The sequence below is a fragment of the Nocardiopsis exhalans genome, assembly GCF_024134545.1.
Lineage (GTDB): Bacteria > Actinomycetota > Actinomycetes > Streptosporangiales > Streptosporangiaceae > Nocardiopsis > Nocardiopsis exhalans.
Genome location: NZ_CP099837.1, coordinates 4,973,562 through 4,991,281, shown reverse-complemented (window position 1 = coordinate 4,991,281; position 17,720 = coordinate 4,973,562). Strand labels below are relative to the sequence as shown.

The window sequence follows — 17,720 nt, the reverse complement described above, 5'->3', positions numbered from 1 at the left end:
GTAGTAGCGAAGAAGCTCCTGCTTGGCGCGGTGGGAGTGGAGCGAAGGGGCCGGATTGTTTGTGGTTCGTTTGTCTGGTCAACCGGGCTGGTCTCGGGAGGAGCTGCGTGGGCGAGCTGAAGTCGTCGGGTAAACCGTTTGATATTTCGAAAGGAGAAGTCTGGGAGGCATACCTGAAGGTGAAAGGGAATCAGGGTGCTCCGGGGGTGGACGGCTGCACGATCGAGGACTTCGAGAAGGATCTCAAGGGGAATCTCTACAAGATTTGGAACCGGATGTCCTCAGGCAGCTACTTCCCGCCTCCGGTCAAAGGTGTGGAGATCCCGAAGGCGCATGACGACGGGGTCCGTTTGCTTGGTGTGCCGACGGTCGCGGACCGGATCGCGCAAACGGTGGTGGCTGCCCATCTGGAGAAACGGGTGGAACCGGTGTTCCATCCCGACTCCTTCGGCTACCGGCCGGGACGCTCGGCCCTGGACGCGGTGGCGGTATGCCGACAGCGGTGCTGGAAGAAGAAATGGGTTGTCGATCTCGACATCGCCAAGTTCTTCGACAGCGTCCGATGGGACCTTGTCATCAAGGCGGTTGAGGCCCACACTGATGCAGCATGGATTGTGTTGTATGTGAAGCGGTGGCTTTCCGCTCCACTACAGAAACCCGATGGCACCTTGCAGGACCGAGACCGTGGAACCCCACAGGGTTCGGCGGTCTCACCCGTGCTGGCCAATCTGTTCTTGCACTATGCGTTCGACGCCTGGCTCTCCCGGGAGTTCCCGGAGGTACAGTTCGAGCGCTACGCGGATGATGCGGTCATTCACTGCCAATCCGAGCGTCAAGCCAAGGAGGTTTTGGCGAGGCTGGGGAACAGAATGGAAGAGGTCGGGCTGCAACTACACCCGACCAAGACGCGAATCGTGTACTGCGGAATAAATCCTCGTATTAGTGAGGCGGATGAGTTCACCTTCCTCGGTTTCACGTTCCGTCGTCGTCCGGCACAAGATCGCCACGGAAGGGTTTTCACATCCTTCCTGCCGGCAGTCAGCAAGGACGCCCTGAAGAAGATGAGCTCCGCAGTCCGCTCCTGGCGGATCCATATGCACGTCACCTACACCTTCGGCGAGTTCGCGCGATGGCTCAACCCCATCATTCGCGGATGGATGCAGTACTACGGCGCGTTCTACCGCACTGAACTGTATCCCCTTCTCCAGCGCATCAACTTCTACCTGCTGCGCTGGGTCCGAAAGAAATACAAGCGACTGCGAACCTACAAGAAGGCCTCGAAGCGCTGGGGGCAGGTCACAGCATCACACCCCTCGTTCTTCGCGCACTGGAAATGGGTCAGCGTCACCTGACGATCAGAACAATAAGAGCCCGGTGACGGGAGACTGTCACGCCGGGATCTGTGGGAGCCCGGGGGTGAGATTCCCCCGGGCCACCCGACCACACGCGCTCTTGGAGATCGTGTCCGAGAGCGCGGACTCGGAGAACTCGTAACCGAGGTTCGCGAGAACACACGAATCCAACTCGAACCGCATACCGGCGTCAAAGAGTCCTGTCGCCTGTCGGGCATCAACCGCTCGACCCACTACCGCAACCGGGACCGAAACCCCTCCGCCCCGACCGAACCCGCCAGGACGCCTCCCCCGAACCGGCTGGAGAGCGAAGAACGCGAACACATCATCGCAGTCCTCAACAGCACGAGGTTTCGGGACAAAGCTCCCCGGCAGGTGTGGGCGGCCCTGCTGGACGAGGGCACCTACCTGTGCTCGGTGGCCACGATGTACCGGCTGCTGCGCGAACGCGGCCAGAGCCGGGAGCGGCGGGCCCAGGCCACCCACCCGCCCAAGACCAAACCCGAGCTGGTGGCCCACGCCCCGAACCAGGTGTGGAGCTATGACATAACGAAACTGCGTGGACCCGGCCCGGGCAGGTTCTTCGATCTGTACGTCATGATCGACATCTACTCCCGGTGCGTGGTGCACTGGGAAATCCACACCAGAGAATCAGGCGAGATCGCCGAAGGGTTCATCGCCAACTCCATCGCGGCCAACGGCCAGATCGCCGCCGAAGTGATCCATTCCGACCGCGGTACCGCGATGACATCGCAGCCCGTTTCCGAGCTGCTGTCCATGCTCGGCATCACCAAATCGCACTCCAGGCCGAAGACGAGCAACGACAACCCCTACAGCGAAGCGCATTTCAAGACGCTGAAGTACTGCCCGGCGTTTCCTGACCGGTTCGGGTCCATTCAGGGAGCCCGGCGGTTCTGCCGCAGATTCTTCCAGTACTACAACCACGAGCACTACCACTCCGGGATCGGGCTGCACACTCCTTTCACGGTGCATATCGGCACCGCGCACGCGATTCAGGACAAGCGAGCGCAAGCCATTGAGGCCTTTCGCGCGGCCAATCCGCAGCGGTTCACCCGCAGGCCTGTGCTTCCTGCTCTTCCCGAGGCCGCGTGGATCAACGAGCCGGACATCGTGCCTACCGCACAGCACAGCGCTGACCTGCGTGAAGCGGCCTGACGATCACCTGCCCCTGTCCGATTCGACTTGACACACTCCGAGGCTGCCCCGGCGCTGCGAATGCTCCTCAGCGGAGCCCCTGCGCGCGTAGCCGATGTCGCCGAGGAAACAGGTGTCGACGCCGCGCAACTCGCCAACGTCCTGGTCAAGGAAGAACTGTGCGCTCAACTGACCCCGGAGTTGTTCTCGGCCTATACCGGTCTCGTTATGAACGAGACCTTCTCGAAGGCGCTCTGAAACTCGGAGTCCACCGGATCGACACCAGCTACAACTACCTCGGCTTCGCCGCCCACCACACTCTCGCCCAGCGTGCGGGTGACCTGCTGCCAGAGCTGTCGATCTCCACCAAGGTCGGATTCTTTCCTGCCGGGAGGGGCGGCAGTGAGCACTCCTTGGACCCGCAGCGGCTGCGGCAGGCCGTGGAGGAGAGCGCGGAGGAGCTTGGCGTGTCCCCGGACGTGGTGTTTCTGCACAACCCCGAGCACACCCTCGCACGTTTGGAACCCCAGCAAGCGAGCGACGTTCTGGCCGACGCTGGCGCTGAACTGGAAGCCGCGGTGGCCAGCGGATTAACCTCCTCCTGGGGCATCGCGTCGTGGAACCCGCAGCCCCTTCTTCCTGCGCTCGAAGGAACAGGGGACACGTCCACTCCGCAGGTGTTCATGGCGCGCTCAGGCTTGACCGTCAGTTCCCGCACCCTGCACGCCATCGAAGCAGTTACCGCGCTGTGGGGCCTTTCCCCAGCCCAGAGGTGGGGGATGAGCCCGTTCGCTGGGCACAGCACGGACCCGGTGTGGGACCAGGTCAACGCTCGTATGTTCCTTTCGGATGACTCATCCTGCTCGAATCTGGCTGCCGCCTTCCGGGCCTCCTACGAACTCCCGAACGTCAGCCGTGTGGCGGTTGGAACCAACCAGCTCGGCCATCTTCGTGAACTACTCCAGGCCGCACAGCTGCCAGCTAACGACTCGGCGATCGTCAGCTACCGAGCCCTGCTGGCCACCGCTTCCACCAACCGCCGACGCGTGTGAAGCTACGCGCGGCCCTCTCCCTGTTCTGCCCGCAGTTGGCTGATCAAGGAGTCAGCTGCGTGACGCGCCGGTTCGGTGAAGGGCATGGTCTTTCCGCTGCGGGCGTGGGCCCGCAGCACGTTGGCGCAGAACAGCAGCTGAGACAGCCTCCCCGCCCGTGTACAAAGGTCCTGGCGGAACTCGTTCTGGACACGGTCAGCGACCGACGGCACTCCCAAAGAGAAACCCCACAAGGTGGCGGCGTCATAGCCGCGCGGGGCCGCCCCCCAGTCCTCCCAGTCCAACAGGTGACATTTGGCGGCGGTGAGATTGCCCCAATGCAGGTCAGCGTGCGCGGTGCCCCATTCGTCCACATGCGTGTCTACAGCGTCGCCGAAAACCTCGGTAAGGCGGCGAGTCAGGTGGGCCTGGCCCATGCCCACACGATCAGTGCTGTGGGAAGCCAGCGCGGTCAGGGACTTCTTCAGCTCAGACCACCAGGCGTTACCCAGCTGGGGATCAGTGGTGATACTCCCGTTCTCCGCGATGACCGGTGCTTTGACCAACGTCATCTCATCAGCCCGCCACACCGCGTCCCGAGGCTCGTCCTGCCAGCGTACGGAGCGCCGCAGCTGTGGTTTGGAGACCCCGGTCAGTACCGAAGCACATTCAGCACCCGTCCAGGACTGACCATTCATCCGGTCAGCACGACGCCACTGGATCCTCACCCACATGCCGGTGTTCGTGCGGAATCCAACGGTGCTCCCGGTGTTGCCGTAGGCCGCACTGCTTCTGTCGAGTTCAACACCCAACCAGCGTTCCACTAGCAGGAGAACGTCCTCGTGTTCCTGCTGATGGATGTCGTGTATAGGCTTGACTTGGCCAGATTGGGGGGCAACATTTGCCATGAGGAGCCTCCCTCTCGTAAAGAATTTTGGCACCAGCTGCTTCGGTTTGATATTCCTGGCCATGCGTCGAAGCAGAATTTTTTGACTCGCTGGAGAAGGCGATTTTTGTTTGATGCAACTCCCTTGTCTAAATCAGCTGGTCAAGGGTGGCTTTGTGTGCCACTCATGGGAATTGTCTTGGGCGTTTCGGTAGTAAGAATCCAATTTTTCCTCGAGGAGAACTAGCAGAGTTAGGCGTTGGACCGTGGCGGTCACTTGGCGTACTTCACCCGAAGTCAGGGCACGCCCTAGGACACGTTCATCACGGTAGGAGAGCCACTTGCGCAGAACGGCGTATCCGCCGATTTTGTAGCCCCAGACAGCAGAGGGGACTGCGGACCAATGAGCATCCCCGTTGAGATGCACCTCCATCGCTGTCCCTAGACGTTCTATCGCTGTGGGAGGCAGGCCCAAGGTGCCAGTGAGAGCTTGAAGATGATCGTGTTCCTTGGCTGTCCACGACCGGCTGCTCGTCCGCCCGTTGGCAGGCAAGACCTTGTTGGCCTGAATACTCGCCCAAGAGACCAAGCGCAGGCTTTCGTGTGACAGCGGAGTGTCGTGGGTGCTGGTAATCGCCCCCAGCCCGCGTAGGTGTTGACCCGAGTCTCCGACCAAGGAGGACAGAGGGGTATCTGTGGTCAGCAGTCCTGCGATCTGACGCCCGAGTGCGGCACCCGTTCTCAACAACGCTGCGTCTGCTGGGAGGGGCACACGTTGGTAGTGAAAGCCCCCGCCATCACAGTTCTCTGACAAATAAGCAGGGCTGAAGCCGATAGCCAGCGCATGCAGCCACGGCATTTCCCCGACGGTGACATCAACGTCTGGGTCGCCAGCACCGATTGCGGCAAGCCACTCCCGGGCACGTGTGGACAGGTTGGCGCGTGCTTCCTGGCCGGTGTCAAAAATCGAGGTCTGCCCGTTCGGGTCTTCGCGCTCCCCTGCTAGGCGGGTGGGAATGTAATAGGCGTTCTTATGGAGAGCGTGGTCGTCTCCAATGCTGGGGCTATAATAGAAAGCTGCTCCGTCCAAAGCGCGAGGCACCCTGCGTCGGGCGAGGAAGAATTCACTTCCTTCCTCGGCCATATTTTGCAACTCCGGTCGGGGTTCATTCCACAGCGGCCGTTTCGGATCGGTGTAGGCCCACTGGTATTCATAAGGACGAACGAGGTAGGGGCGCAGATGATGAGGATCGTAGCCGCCCTTGGCGATCAAGGCCGCTCGGGTCTTCTCTGGATTGAAGCGAGCCCATGGGTGTGCGAGACCTTCTAGGTCCTGGCCCAAGTCTTCCGTCTTCACAGCCGGGTCGAGGTAACGCCGCATCCGCCCCTCCAAGGCTTGGGGGTCGGAGTCGATGAGCGTTCCTCCGCGTTTTTCGAGCAGCCCTGGCATGGGAGCAGCCTCAGCCAACTCGTCTACACGCGCCCATGTGAAGTAGTCAGGATGCAAGTTCTGCGGTCGGAGAGTGTAGGCGGTGTCCTGTAGCGGAACCAGCGGAGCGTACGCGGGCTGGTCGGTAGTGAGGCTACGGTACAGGTCAGATTTTTTCTCGCTTCCCCAAAAATCCCGGTACAGCACGACAGAAGCCTGGTCCTGCTGGCTTCGACGGCGCACGAAAGTGCTGATCGCCGTGCCGACACTGATCCCCGAGCGGTTGTGGTTGGTGGCGAAGACTGAAGGATCGCTTTGTCCGTCCGGGGTCTTCTTCCCCGTCTCGCGTGCGTCACCGTTGAGGTTGTCGATCCACAGGCAATTGAACTCCTGCAGCAGGCGTTTACGTACCAGCACCAACGAAGGGTCATTCAAGTAGGAGAAGTTGCTGATGAGGCAGACCACACCTTCCCCTTGGGCTTCGGTGATACGGCGCTCGGCCAACCTCAAGAAACGGATGTAGAGATCGTCGATGTTGCTGCGCTTCACACCCCAGCTGGCGAGGCCCTCCTTGTACACGTCAACGAGTCCGCCTTCCTCCTCAGGGCTGACTCCCGCATAGGCGTTGTAGGGAGGATTGCCCAGGACCACGAGGATGGGACTTTTCTGCTTTACCTCGCTGGCCGCATCCCGTTCAGCTACAAGTTCAGGGAAACCGAGCTGGGGCTGCTCTGCTCCCTTAAGCCAACCGGTCAGTGCGTTGGTCAGATACACAGCCGCTCGCTGCTCGGTTTCGGTATCCAAGGGTGCGCCCAGAGTGCGCAGGTACATGCCGATCTGCAGGTGAGCGACGACGAAGGGGGCGGGAAGTATCTCGAACCCGATGATTCGTTTCAGGGCCGCTTCGCGCACATCGTGGCCGGCGAGAGCGTCACCAGTCGTCTCACTGAGAGTGCGGTGGATACGACGCAGCACCTCCAGGAGAAAGGATCCGGTGCCAGCGCAGGGATCGAGGACATACACCCGCTCGTCGGCCAGCCCGTCGGGACAGTCCATCTCCTGGCGCAGCATCGTGTCGACTCGCTCCACCATGTAGGAGACGACCTCGCGTGGCGTGTACCAAATGCCCAGTTCGCGGCGCAGATTCGGGTCGAACTCGGCGAGGAAGGGCTCATAGAAGTACAGGACGGCGTCACTGGACTCGAACGTGGCGAAGAAAGCCTGACGGTCGACCCGATTGAGAGCATCCCCAGCCCAGTCCAACACCTCGCCCAGGTGCAAGGGCCGCAGCCGGGAAGCGTTGGAGACCTGGTCGAAGAGAGCACGAACCACAGGGACGTTCAGCAGCCAGCTCGCGGTGCGCCAATCGAAACGCTCCGTGCCGTCTCTGGGCTGCTCCGACCAGAAGACCCAGGCCGAGAAGATGCCGTAGAAGAGAGTTTGTACCAGGGTCGACCGGAAGAACCGGTCCTGTTCTTCTCCCTGGAAGGTGAGGCCGAGCGCCTCTCCCAGAGCCTTACGAAGAGGGTTGAGCGCCCGCAGATCGCCTTTATCGATGCGGTCAAGTGCCTGGCGCGCGTATGCGGCGAGGAAGAATGCGAGATCCTCAGCGCGGGTGATCGGTGCCCCGACCATGAGCACCCGGTTGAGGTAGCTGTGCAGGCTTGCGGCCACATCCGGAAAGTCCTTGCGGCGCTCCAACTGCTGAAGTTCTTCAGCGGAGCTGGCCAGAGTGAAGGTTTCCCTGCGCTGCGGCCCTTCTGCTGTTTGCTCCCACAGGGCGAACTCGTGGAAGTTGGTCAGCAAGAGCTTGCCGTAGCGGCGCAGGTACTTCTTTGCCTGAGCTGAGGAAGCGATCTTGTTCAGATCGGTTTCCAAGGGCTTGGCTTCGACCGCCCCGTGGGTAGGGAGTTGACGCTCGAAGGCTGCACCTGATCCCCCGGCCCGGCGAAGCTGGTGGGCAGCGAACAGCCCTCCGTCAGGGATGCCTGCGCCCATGTCGCCTGGATGGAGCACCGCGGTAATCGGTGGTGAGCACGTACTGCCTGCGGCGTTGAGGAGTCGTTCTAGCACTCCATAGTAGGAGGTCTCTGGGACACCGACTCCGGAGCCGAAGATACGGCAGGTGTCGCGTACGTACTGCTGGACGGGGGCAGAGGGGTTTGGTGAGGTTGACACGGCATCATTATGGCTCAGATCTTCTGAATGGGGCGGACCTGGTGGAGGTTGCTGATCGAGTAGTCGGTGTCGTGGGGCGAGAGATAGAAGCCGGATTCGACTCACCCGCCATCCACGCCTGGGCCCAGGCCCCCGACGGAACTCCCGTCGGCGAAGAGGACACCGAGTCCTGGCCGTGGACCCCCGCCCTCCACCTCTGACCCACCGACTGGACCGGACACGATGACCGACACCGCCACTTCACCCGCCATCACCGCCGCGCTGGCCCGCGTGGACGAGACCCACTACCGCGGCACCGACAAACGCGCCGTCCGCCAGACCACCCCGCCCTCGGTCATCGAACGCCACCTGCCCCTGCTGGAGATCGAACCCGGAATGCGGGTCCTGGAGGTCGGCACCGGCTCGGGCTACTCCACCGCGCTCCTGGCGGAACTCGTGGGCCCCGGCGGGGCGGTGGTGTCGGTGGACGTGGAAGCCGACCTCATCACCCGCGCCCACCAGCTTCACCAACAGGCCGGATACACCACCATCACCTCTTTGGCCGCTGACGGCTACGCCGGCGCCCCCGACCAGGCCCCCTTCGACCGGCTCATCGCCTGGACCACCCCGCCTCACCTGCCCACCGCCTGGGCCGAGCAGGTCCGCCCCGGCGGCATCATCGTGGCGCCGCTGGTGTGCGCACCCATCGCCTACGCCACCGCCATGGCCCACATCACGATCACCGACACCCACACCCCCGGACGGATCAGCCTGCACCGCGGCCAGTACGTGCCCATGACCACCCCGGCACTGGACCGCTCCCGGTACGCCACTGTGGCCCGCACCGTTGACGGCGAGCGCAGCCCCTCCTACATCTCCGCCCCTTGGATCACCGCCACCGGCGACCAGGAACTCGCTGAGCGGGTCTTCGCACGCATGCTCAACGCCCCCCACAGCGAGCCCGTGAGCATCAGCTGGCCCGAGATCGAGCACTTCAAGCTCTGGGTCATCGCCCGCGACCCGGACGGTCTGACCATGGCCCACCGCGGCAAGGAAACCATGGTCGGCACTACCACTCCCGACCATGTGGGGTTCGTGGCGCTGTTCCCCGAGACCCGGCTGGTGGCAGATGCCCCTGACTCGCCCGCACTGGAGACGATGCGAGACCTGCTCCAGGAATGGAAGAACACGGGCTGCCCTCAGATCGAAGACCTGGACGCTGACGTCGCCGCCGTCGCGGATGGATGGACGCTGGAGCTGACCACACGCACCACCTAGGCAGAGGCCGAGCCGACTACGCAAGCGTCGGATTGCTCTTGGCCGGACAGGAGGCGGCCAAGTGCACACCCCGATCTGGCGAACCGGGTCTGACACACGCCGGAGCACTGTATCCCCAGCGAAACCTAGTGAACCCCTGGCACTTGAGCCCACTCCTGGCACCCGGCAGAGTCTGTCCTTCAACCGTCACAGGATGTTCCACCGCAGAGCGTGGTTGTCTTCGCGGTATCCCGCGATGCGACGGCGCACCTAGTTGAGTGTCCGGTGTGTGCTTGGCCTTCCGTGCCACAGGTTCTGGGGTCTACCCTCTCTACGGGGGCCTCGCTGGACATCTTGGGGGACTCCCGTGAACACCTGGCACATGTCGCTGCACAGTCCGTCGGACTCGGACTGCTCCGTGGGCTACTAGGCCAACAGATCCGCGGTCACCAGCGCTCTGGGCGAGAAGCGAGACGGTGAAGTGTCGACTCCACCGTTTCCAGGTTCTCCAGCAGACGTCGAGCTGCCTGGTGGCGTAGCTCCCAGAACTGGTCCAGGTCGTCCTGGAGCAGGCCCGGGGAGCGGTAGTGCTGTTCGACTCCGTACAGGCTGGTCAACATCTGGATGAGGATCACCCGGCCGCAGAAGAGCACGTCCTGTAGGTCGACGTTGGGGTTGGTGTCCTGGTAAGCGCTGATGAGTGTGGCTGCAGAGTCGATCCATCCATCGGTCAGGGTGATGATTCGCGGATCGAAGGCGATGCGTCCCAGCTCCCAAGCCACCAGGTAGGGCACCGGTGGGCGAAAGTCGATCACCGCAGCCAGGTCCTCACCGTCGAACAACAGGTTCGGCGCAGTGTAGTCACCGTGCAAGACCTGTGTGGTCAAGCCCCGGGGAACCTCATCCAGCAGGCCAGGGACCTCTTCGAGCATGGCCAGCCGTTCGGTGAGAGTGCGCTCTGCGAGGACGTCGAAGTCCTCGTGTCGAGGTCCTCCCCGAGCCAGGTCGAGCAGACCTTCAGCACAGTTTCGGATGGCGTTGACGTCTGGGGCGTACCACTCCTGCACCCAAGGAGAGGGCTCCCTGCTGAGCAGGTGGCGGGAGAAGGTGCGGTGGATCTGCCCCAGGGCATGGCCGGCAGCTTCCTGCTGGCGCCGGGTGAGCCCTTGGAGCTCGGGGCGGCCGTTAATCCACTCCCACACCGATACCGCGACCGGTCCGGATCGGTACAGGACGTCCTTGTCCAGTGATCCCCGTACACGGGGCGTGGGCACACCGTCGTCACCAGCTACCCGGGTGAGCTCGATGGCTTGGCGCTCATCCTCAAGGTGGGCACCGCGGGAATAGACCTTCACGAACAGGTCGTGGCCAGTGCACATGGCCCGATAGTTGGTCGTGCTCTGACCACCATGGATACGCTCCAAACGCACAGGGGACAGGGCATACCCAGAACGCAGGGCCGCGATGACATCATCGTTCACAGGATGGTCCCTCTTGGGCCTGTCCATGCGGGCATCCGCCTGTGCAAGGAAGTCTTCACCAGCCCCCGATCAGTTGCCGCGCCTCGGCGGCGCAGCTGCTCGCGCGATGCGTGGCCCGACCAGGAGCTCGGCCTCAGCCAGCGGGTACCAGGCGGCTCCCGTCACCTCCGACTCCTGGATGCGCCCTATTTCCAGTTGCGTTGAGGCGGTGAAGGAGTATCCGAGGTCCAGGTGGAAGTGCGCTGGCTCGTTTCTCGACGGGCGCGCCGGGACACGGCCGTATTCGATGTAGACGGGGTCATGCGAAGCCGGGGAGATCTGGCTGGGGTCGACGTCGGTTTCCTCGACCAGCTCACGCACCGCGCCGCCGAGCAGCGTGACATCCTCCGGCTCCAAGTGCCCGCCGGGCTGCAACAGGATCCCGCCATAGGCGAGATGGTTGACCAGCAAGATCTCATCATTGCGGACCACCAGTGCACCCACGGTCACGTGCATGGGGAAGGTGTACCGGGATGCGAAGTTGCTTCCCTGCGCCAGCAAACGCATCGGTTCGGCCATCGACTCCGCCTCGTTGGGGTAGCGGTCAAGGTAGGCGGCTACCACGCCTGTGATGTCGGAGTCACTGATCGCCACGGTCTGCTCCCTCCCCAGGGCCAAAGCTGGCTACACCCAGCCCGCTGTTTGGAAGCCGCGGGTGAGAAACGCAGCAGCTCTGTCACCGACCCCCGCCAGTTCCTTCTCCAAGCCGATCGACTGCTGGGTCCCGGCCGGTTGTGCTTGTGCGACGCGTTCCCGCAACGCCTGGCTCTGTTCTTCGCTCAACTGTGCTGTGAGGACCGCAGACTCTAGGACCGCAGTGACCGCGTGCGTGTCCGCGGACTCTCTGGCGCCGGCGATCACGTGCACAGCCAAGGCGTGGTGGTCGGGAGCTAGTTCGCACGCCAGCACGCCCAGCCGGGCGGCGAACACCGCCCCACCGGGTGTGGGCGGCAGGTGTTGGACGGCGTCGACCATGGTGGTGATGGCGCCGACCGCATCACGTCCGGCCACCAGGTCGGTCGCGGTGTTCAAACACGCGACCACCGCGCGCTCCCACACCTGTGAACAGTCCGTTGCGGCCAGCAAGCCGGTAGCGGTGTCGGGGTCATGCAGGTGCAGGGTAGCCAGAACGGCGACTTGGCGGCCATCCAACAGCCGGGCACCGATGCCGTTGTAGCGGTGCAGATGGGCCACCGCGTCCTGCCAACGCCCTGCCGCGCACAGCGCCCGGATGCCGTCAGCGAGAAGGACCGCCCACAGGAACCGGCGCAGCTCAGCACAATCGCCCGGGGTCGCGACCAGCTCTCCCACCGGGCAGCTGCGGCCGAGCACGTTCGCGGGGCCGCCACGATCGGCGGCCTCGAACAGGGACGCCAGCACCGCGTAGGCGCCGGAAGGGTCCCCGGTGCGGATGGCCAGGCGGGCCAGGTTCACCAAGGGCTGCAGAGCGAAGGTCGCCGCCTTCGCGCTCAGGGGTGCGGCCAGGGTGAACGTCTCGTACTGCTGCCAGCACAGGGCCGTGGCCAGGTTCGGGTGGCCGGTGTCGCTAGCGATGAGCGCGGCCTTGTTCATCGCCTCGCAGGCGCGCGCCATCCCTTCTTCGGGGTCGCGGGCGTGGTCGGCCTGGTGGAGCAGGTCGTGGAGTTCGGTGACCCGCTGTTGGAGGGGGAGTGCTGCGGGTCGGGAGCGTGGCACCAGCGGCAGGTAACGGGTCGCCGGGGGAAGCTGTGCGGGCTGGTTCATAGGCCGACCGTTTCGGGGTCGAAGATGCTCCGGGCGGCGGCGTGGCAGAGCACGGCCTGGGCCGAGAGGGGGATGGCGAGCCGGTTCCAGTGGAAGATGAGGTGGTGGGCCAGGACGTCGCGCAGCCCGCGGTTCAGGTGGCCGCGGGCGTTGAGGTCGGCCAGGGTTCGCCCGCACGTGTGGAAAGCTTCCGCCCAGGGTGCGTAGCCGTTGAAGGCACCGCCGGGGGAGAAGTGTGCGGCGCGCGGGCCGGGCTCCACGCTCAGCAGGTGGTGCACCTGCCCGCAGATCTTGCCTGACAGATGGGTGGGGGAGGGCAGGGGGCGCAGAGCGGCGACGCGATCCCACACGTCGCCCTGTTCGAAGGGGTCCAGTTCAGCGGCGCGCAAAAGGGTGTGGGCCAGGAGCAGTGACACCTCCTTGCGGCGGGCGGATCGGTGGGTGGTGGCCAAGAAGCGAGTCAGGTGGTGGGTGTCGGCACAGAAGAGGGCGTGGGCTGCGGCCATCGCCTCGCTGCCACCGAAGGCGCGGATCTCAGGCTCGTACACCACAGGTGTCCACCTGCTGATGTGCCCGGTGCGGGCGAGCTCGTCCAGGAGCTCACCCACCTGCTCCCGTACAGCCGCCTGTGCCGCTCGAGTGCTGGGCAGGGGGGTGCGGCACCGCCACGCGCCCTTCTTGCGCATCAGGAACCATCCCCTGTCGGCCTGCTCCAGAGCCGGTGCCAGATGGTGGATGCCGGCCTGCTCGGCTGTGGCCGGGTCGGGGAACTCGACGTTGACCTGCCACCACACCTGGGCGGTGGCAGGGGCATTGTTCAGCACGGTCGGCTCCTTCCAAAGGGGTGGGGTCAGGCCAGGGCCAGATGGGCGTCCCACGGCACACCGGGGGCGGTCCCGTTGGCGTAGGTGTGCAGGGCCAGCGCGATGCCGGCGCGGCCGTCGAGGAACTCCGGATCCAGGTGGGTCTCATCCTGGAGTCGGTCCAGGAGGGTGGTGGCGATCCGGTCCAGGTCTGCTTCCAGGGGAGCAGCAGGGGCGTCGGTGTTGATGCGCCACGCGCAGTGCAACAGCCCGGCCCATCCGTGGCAGAGCCCCAGGTCGGTGAGTGTGCCCAGCTGAGCGGCATCGCGTAGGCAGTGGGCCATGCTCTGCTCGGCCATCACCCGTCGGTCTTGGTCGTTGAGGGCGAGCCCGGCGAGCTGCTGGGCCCGGGCCAGGCCGGGGGTGCCGTAGCACCACGTGGGCCGTTGCCCGCAGGCGGCGGTGGTAGGTCCGCTCTCCCACCGCTGGGGGGTGAGGTAGTAGGGCCACCACACCCCCGCGCGTGCGCTGTGGCGGTAGGTGTCCAGGACGGTGCACATCCGCTCGATCGCTTCGGTGTGCCCGCTGACGGTCAGGCCCCGTAGCGCCGCCAGCGACAACACGGCCAGGGTGGCGCTGATGCCGTGGGCCACACCGAGGTTGAGGTGCCCGCCAGGGAACTGGGGGTCCAGTTGGCTGTGGGGGGACTGCTCGCTCCACCAGCCCGGCAGCTGCTGGAGGTCTTCGGGCAGCGGCAGGGACAACCGCACCAGGTAGGCGAGGACCTGTCGGGTGATGGCGGCCTCGGGGTGGGTGTGCAGGTGGTAGACGGCCAGCCCGGTGAGCCCTTGGATGAGGTCGAACTCGGCCAGGGGCGGACGTTCGCCTTGGTCGATCCGGGTGTGGGCCTGGTCCAACCGGTGCTGGGTCAGGCGTGTGGTGACCTCGTCCAGGCGGGTGCGTGCTCTGACCAGGTGGGCGGGTGAGGTCGCGGCGATGGCTGTGAGCAGGCCCAGGGCCGGGGCGCCGGACCACAGGGTGGCGGTGTCGCTGCCGTTGACCGGGCCGGACAGGGCGCGGGCGATCCACGTGCGGGCGCTCTCCCAGGAGCCGTGTCCGGTGCGGGCGGCCTCGGTGTGGGCCAGCGCCACCCCCGCGGCCCCGCCACCCACCGAGGCGGGGCGTGTGCGTAGGGGCGGTTTGCCGGGCAGGAAGGTCACCTGGTCGGGGTCGGTGAGGTCGTCCAGGAGCCTTCGGGCAACGGCGTGGGCCCGCTGGGCGGTGGTGTTCACCGGTGCTCCTTGGTGCGGGCGTTCCAGCTCAACGCGGCCGCCCGTGCCAGCGCCAAGCACGCCCGCTCGGCGTCCGGGTCGGGGCCGAACAAGCGTGTGGTGTGCAGGTGCAGCAGGTCCGGCAGCACGTCTCCAACGGCCAGACCGAGGTCGGTGAGGGCCTTGGTGTAGGCGCGGGCCGCCACCGCACGATGCTCCCAGGCCTGCTGAAGCGGGTCGGGAAGGTGTGGTGTGTGCCTGGGAGCGGTGAGCGTGATCGTCTGCGTGGCCTCACTGCGGTCGGTGACGCCGGGGGGTGCGTGGTCGATGAGCCACCGTCGGGCGGCCGGTTCGTCGCCCAGAAGGTGGTGGACCAGGTCGGTCATGCTCACCGCCGCCCACACCCGCTTACCGTGGTCGGTCGAGTCGGTGGCCAGCTGGGCGATCACGGCGTGGGAGTCGGCCACGAACAGTGTCTCGGCGGCCTCCATCGCCGCACCGGGGCCGAACCTGCCAGATTCGGGGGTGTAGGTGTCGTGGACGACAGCGGCGACCAGGCCTCGCTCGCGCAGGTCACGCGTCCAGGCGTGCAGGCCCTGAAGCTGGTCGGGCCCCTCCACCCGGACCCGTACACGCAGGTGGGGGTCGGGGTCCTGGTAGCGCAGGAACCACACCTGGGGTGTTCCTGCCCTGGTCAAGCGGGGGAGTTCGTTGGTGATCAGATCGGTGGTCCGATCGGGGTGACCGTACAGCTTCACCGAACACCACCCCGCCGTGGTGCCGGGCAGGTGTTCGGCGGCGCGGGGGTGGGCCGACCCGGGTCGGGGGCGGTAGGGGATCGGTGTCTGGTTCGCGGTCAGGGTGGCGACGAGCTCGTGGGCGCAGCCCCCCACCCATTCCAGGTCCTGCTCGGTGGGTGCTTCGCGTAGGAACACCCGCCCGGCCGCGGCCAGCTCGGCGCGTACCAGGTCCTGGTGCGCGGGCAGGTCCAGGTTAAGGAGGAGGCGTTGATCGTTCTCCCCGAGCTCCACACGCGCCGGGACCCGGTGGGTGGTGCGCCAGTGGTGCAGGCTTTGGGTCCATTCCCGCCACGGTGCCCGGGGGAGGGTGTGGGCGTCCAGCCGCCACCGGGCCGGGGCCAGGACGCATTTTTGCCAGCGCACCCGCGGCAGTACCGGAAGGTGGGTGGCGGCTCCCCAGGAGAAGGGGACCGGCACGGCGGTGCGGCTCCAGGGCAGTTCCGCGAGGAAGCGCAGCAGCGGGTGGGCGGCGCGAGTGAACTCCAGCGCGCTGAAGAACACCGGCTCCACCGGACGCAGGTCGCGGCGGGTGATCAGATGCAGATGGTGCGGGTCGGCGCTGACGGCCAGATCGTCCAACCCCAGGGCGTGGGGGCCGGCCGGATGGTGTTGTCCCAACGCCAGCCGGGTCGCCAACACCGCGGGGGTGCGTGAGACCTGGTCGCCGCGTGCGGAGGCCGCCGGGCAGGTGAGCTGGGCCAGGGTCGCGTCCTGGCGCAGGGTGGGCAGTTGCCGGTACAGCTCGCTGAGAGCCTCCCGGCCGGAGGAGGGCAGCAGGTCCAGGAAGCGGCCCACGGTCGTGCCCGCCCCGCGCGAAGCCCCGGCAACCACGACGCGAAAGTCACCGGAGTCGAGAGCCTCTCGGCTGGTGGCGTGCACACGCACCCGCAGTTCGGTGTGCGGCCACACCGTCTGGAGCTGGCCGGCGCCGAGGCGGTCCAGGAGGGCGTCGTCCACCACGACCTCGCCCGTGCCCTCCAGGGTGGCACCCTGGGCCAGGTCGAGTAGGGCGGCGTCGCGTTCGGAGAGCGCCTCGCCCGGCGGCGGGGGCAGCCGGGAGCCGTGGAACCCGGCGGGCAAGCCGAGCCCGCGGTCGGGGTCGGTCAGCTCGGCCACCGGTACCACCGCTCCGATCCCGTAGCGTTCGCAGAACCGGCGGTGGTAGTCGCGCCAGGCAGGAGTGCCCTCGCGCAGGGGGGACAGGCGTGCCAGGACGGAAGCGGCTTCCTGGATCTGCCAGGCGAGGGTGCGCGGCAGGTGCAGGTCGCTTTCCAACCGCAGATCCACACAGGTCGACTCCTCCACGGCAGCCACCTGCGCCAGGGCCGTGCGGGCCTGGCTTTTCGCCTTGGCCTGCCCTTGAGGGGTGAGCGCCGTGTCGTGCTCCTGTAGACCCTGGCGGGCGGCCTCAAGGTGGGCCAGGACCGCTGCGGCGCGCGGGTACCGGTCAGCGCCGGCCCCGCGTGCTGTCGCGAGGAGATACCCCAAGGGGTCGGCGGTGTCCATGGGCGGGTGCAGGCAGCTCAACAGCACACGGTGACGCACCAGCGTGCCCACCAGGTCACGGACAGCCTCGGGCCGGCGGGGAAAGGCCGTGTTCAGCGCGGCCTCCACCGCAGCCCAGGAAACAGGGGCCTGGGCCACCTCCAGGGCCTTGCGCGCGGGTGCGGTCAGGCGCAGCGACGAACACGTGCCCCGCTCTGCCCCCGGCGCGGGCTGGTGCTCAACAATGATCCTCCCGCTCCGGACGAGGGCGAGGTTGTTGACGGTGACCCACAGACGGGCGGTGAACTCCCTCTCGCAGGACTCCAACCGCTCCACCACAGCCCTGATCCATGCCGTACTCACCCGCCCCACGGGCCGGTGGCGGTCCCCGATGCGGCCAGACACAGCGCCGGTGAACCGGGTCGTGGTCACTGCGGCGAACAACCCGAACGGTGCGGCACGGCTCTGGGCGCGCAACACATACCGGGCACAGGAGCGCACCACCCCGGCCAGGTCACGCCCGCTACCCCCCTCGCGACAGATCTGGTTGATGCGCTGGGCGAGTGGGGGACTGGCGTCGCTGATCGCCGCCCCCAGCACGGGGTGGTCACGAACCTGGCCCAGCCAGAGGAGCCACGCACGGCGATGCTCGGGGCTATCGATGGGGCCGCCGGGCCAGGGCGGCGCCTCGTGGGGGCCTGAAAGCGCGGACGCGCGCAGCACACCGGTGGGGTGGGCGGTGAATCGAGGGTGCACGGGGTGTGCTCCTTCAAAAAAGGGGGGTGGCCCGGCGCCGCTGGCCGCGGCGCCGGGGGGCTCAGCCCAAGACCG

At 65.9% G+C, this 17,720-nt stretch carries 13 protein-coding genes; 5 read left to right on the top strand and 8 right to left on the bottom strand.

The annotated features are described in order from the left end of the window. Positions 1-107: 107 nt before the first annotated feature. The 3 genes from ltrA (at position 108) to NE857_RS22050 (ending at position 3,559) form a co-directional block, all read left to right on the top strand. The gene (gene ltrA, locus NE857_RS22060) at positions 108-1,352 is read left to right on the top strand and encodes a group II intron reverse transcriptase/maturase (RefSeq protein ID WP_254417489.1); all 1,245 of its coding nucleotides are present in this window, start codon (positions 108-110) and stop codon (positions 1,350-1,352) included. A gap of 33 nt (positions 1,353-1,385) precedes the next feature. Then, on the top strand, positions 1,386-2,528 hold the full coding sequence (locus tag NE857_RS22055; RefSeq protein ID WP_363319955.1) for an IS3 family transposase: 1,143 nt from the start codon (positions 1,386-1,388) through the stop codon (positions 2,526-2,528). 158 nt (positions 2,529-2,686) lie between these two features. After that, positions 2,687-3,559 carry an aldo/keto reductase gene (locus tag NE857_RS22050; protein ID WP_184365141.1) on the top strand — a complete coding sequence of 291 codons (873 nt, stop codon included), beginning with the start codon at positions 2,687-2,689 and terminating at the stop codon, positions 3,557-3,559. A gap of 2 nt (positions 3,560-3,561) precedes the next feature. On the opposite strand, the gene NE857_RS22045 is transcribed toward NE857_RS22050, so the two are convergent. Both NE857_RS22045 and NE857_RS22040 read right to left on the bottom strand, forming a co-directional pair. Further along, positions 3,562-4,509: an aminoglycoside phosphotransferase gene (locus NE857_RS22045; protein ID WP_254417488.1), complete on the bottom strand. Its 948-nt coding sequence runs from the start codon at positions 4,507-4,509 to the stop codon at positions 3,562-3,564. A gap of 69 nt (positions 4,510-4,578) precedes the next feature. Then, complete coding sequence (locus tag NE857_RS22040; RefSeq protein ID WP_184365140.1) at positions 4,579-7,851, bottom strand: type ISP restriction/modification enzyme; 3,273 nt, start codon at positions 7,849-7,851, stop codon at positions 4,579-4,581. Between the two features lie 251 nt (positions 7,852-8,102). Between NE857_RS22040 and NE857_RS34350 the strand changes: the two genes are divergently transcribed. Together NE857_RS34350 and NE857_RS34345 are read left to right on the top strand one after the other, a co-directional pair. After that, complete coding sequence (locus tag NE857_RS34350; protein ID WP_281386568.1) at positions 8,103-8,231, top strand: hypothetical protein; 129 nt, start codon at positions 8,103-8,105, stop codon at positions 8,229-8,231. Between the two features lie 22 nt (positions 8,232-8,253). Continuing rightward, complete coding sequence (locus tag NE857_RS34345; RefSeq protein WP_301184243.1) at positions 8,254-9,288, top strand: protein-L-isoaspartate O-methyltransferase family protein; 1,035 nt, start codon at positions 8,254-8,256, stop codon at positions 9,286-9,288. Positions 9,289-9,713: 425 nt separating this feature from the next. Here NE857_RS34345 and NE857_RS22030 read toward each other — a convergent pair whose 3' ends face one another. Genes NE857_RS22030 through NE857_RS22005 form a run of 6 tightly spaced genes read right to left on the bottom strand, consistent with a single transcriptional unit; the run spans position 9,714 to position 17,645 of the window. Next, positions 9,714-10,775 (bottom strand): phosphotransferase enzyme family protein, encoded by a 1,062-nt coding sequence (locus NE857_RS22030; RefSeq protein WP_301184242.1) that lies wholly within the window; start codon positions 10,773-10,775, stop codon positions 9,714-9,716. Between the two features lie 42 nt (positions 10,776-10,817). Beyond that, positions 10,818-11,381 (bottom strand): NUDIX hydrolase, encoded by a 564-nt coding sequence (locus tag NE857_RS22025; RefSeq protein WP_184365137.1) that lies wholly within the window; start codon positions 11,379-11,381, stop codon positions 10,818-10,820. A gap of 30 nt (positions 11,382-11,411) precedes the next feature. Further along, a complete protein-coding gene (locus tag NE857_RS22020) occupies positions 11,412-12,530 on the bottom strand; it encodes a hypothetical protein (protein WP_254417486.1) in 1,119 nt (372 codons plus the stop codon). Continuing rightward, positions 12,527-13,354, bottom strand: a complete 828-nt coding sequence (locus NE857_RS22015; RefSeq protein ID WP_254417485.1) for a thiopeptide-type bacteriocin biosynthesis protein — start codon at positions 13,352-13,354, stop codon at positions 12,527-12,529. The genes NE857_RS22020 and NE857_RS22015 overlap by 4 nt, the downstream gene beginning before the upstream one ends. Positions 13,355-13,380: 26 nt before the next feature. Further along, positions 13,381-14,625 (bottom strand): lanthionine synthetase C family protein, encoded by a 1,245-nt coding sequence (locus tag NE857_RS22010; RefSeq protein ID WP_254417484.1) that lies wholly within the window; start codon positions 14,623-14,625, stop codon positions 13,381-13,383. Then, positions 14,622-17,645, bottom strand: a complete 3,024-nt coding sequence (locus tag NE857_RS22005) for a lantibiotic dehydratase (protein WP_254417483.1) — start codon at positions 17,643-17,645, stop codon at positions 14,622-14,624. Before NE857_RS22005 ends, NE857_RS22010 begins: the two co-directional genes overlap by 4 nt. Positions 17,646-17,720: the final 75 nt, after the last annotated feature.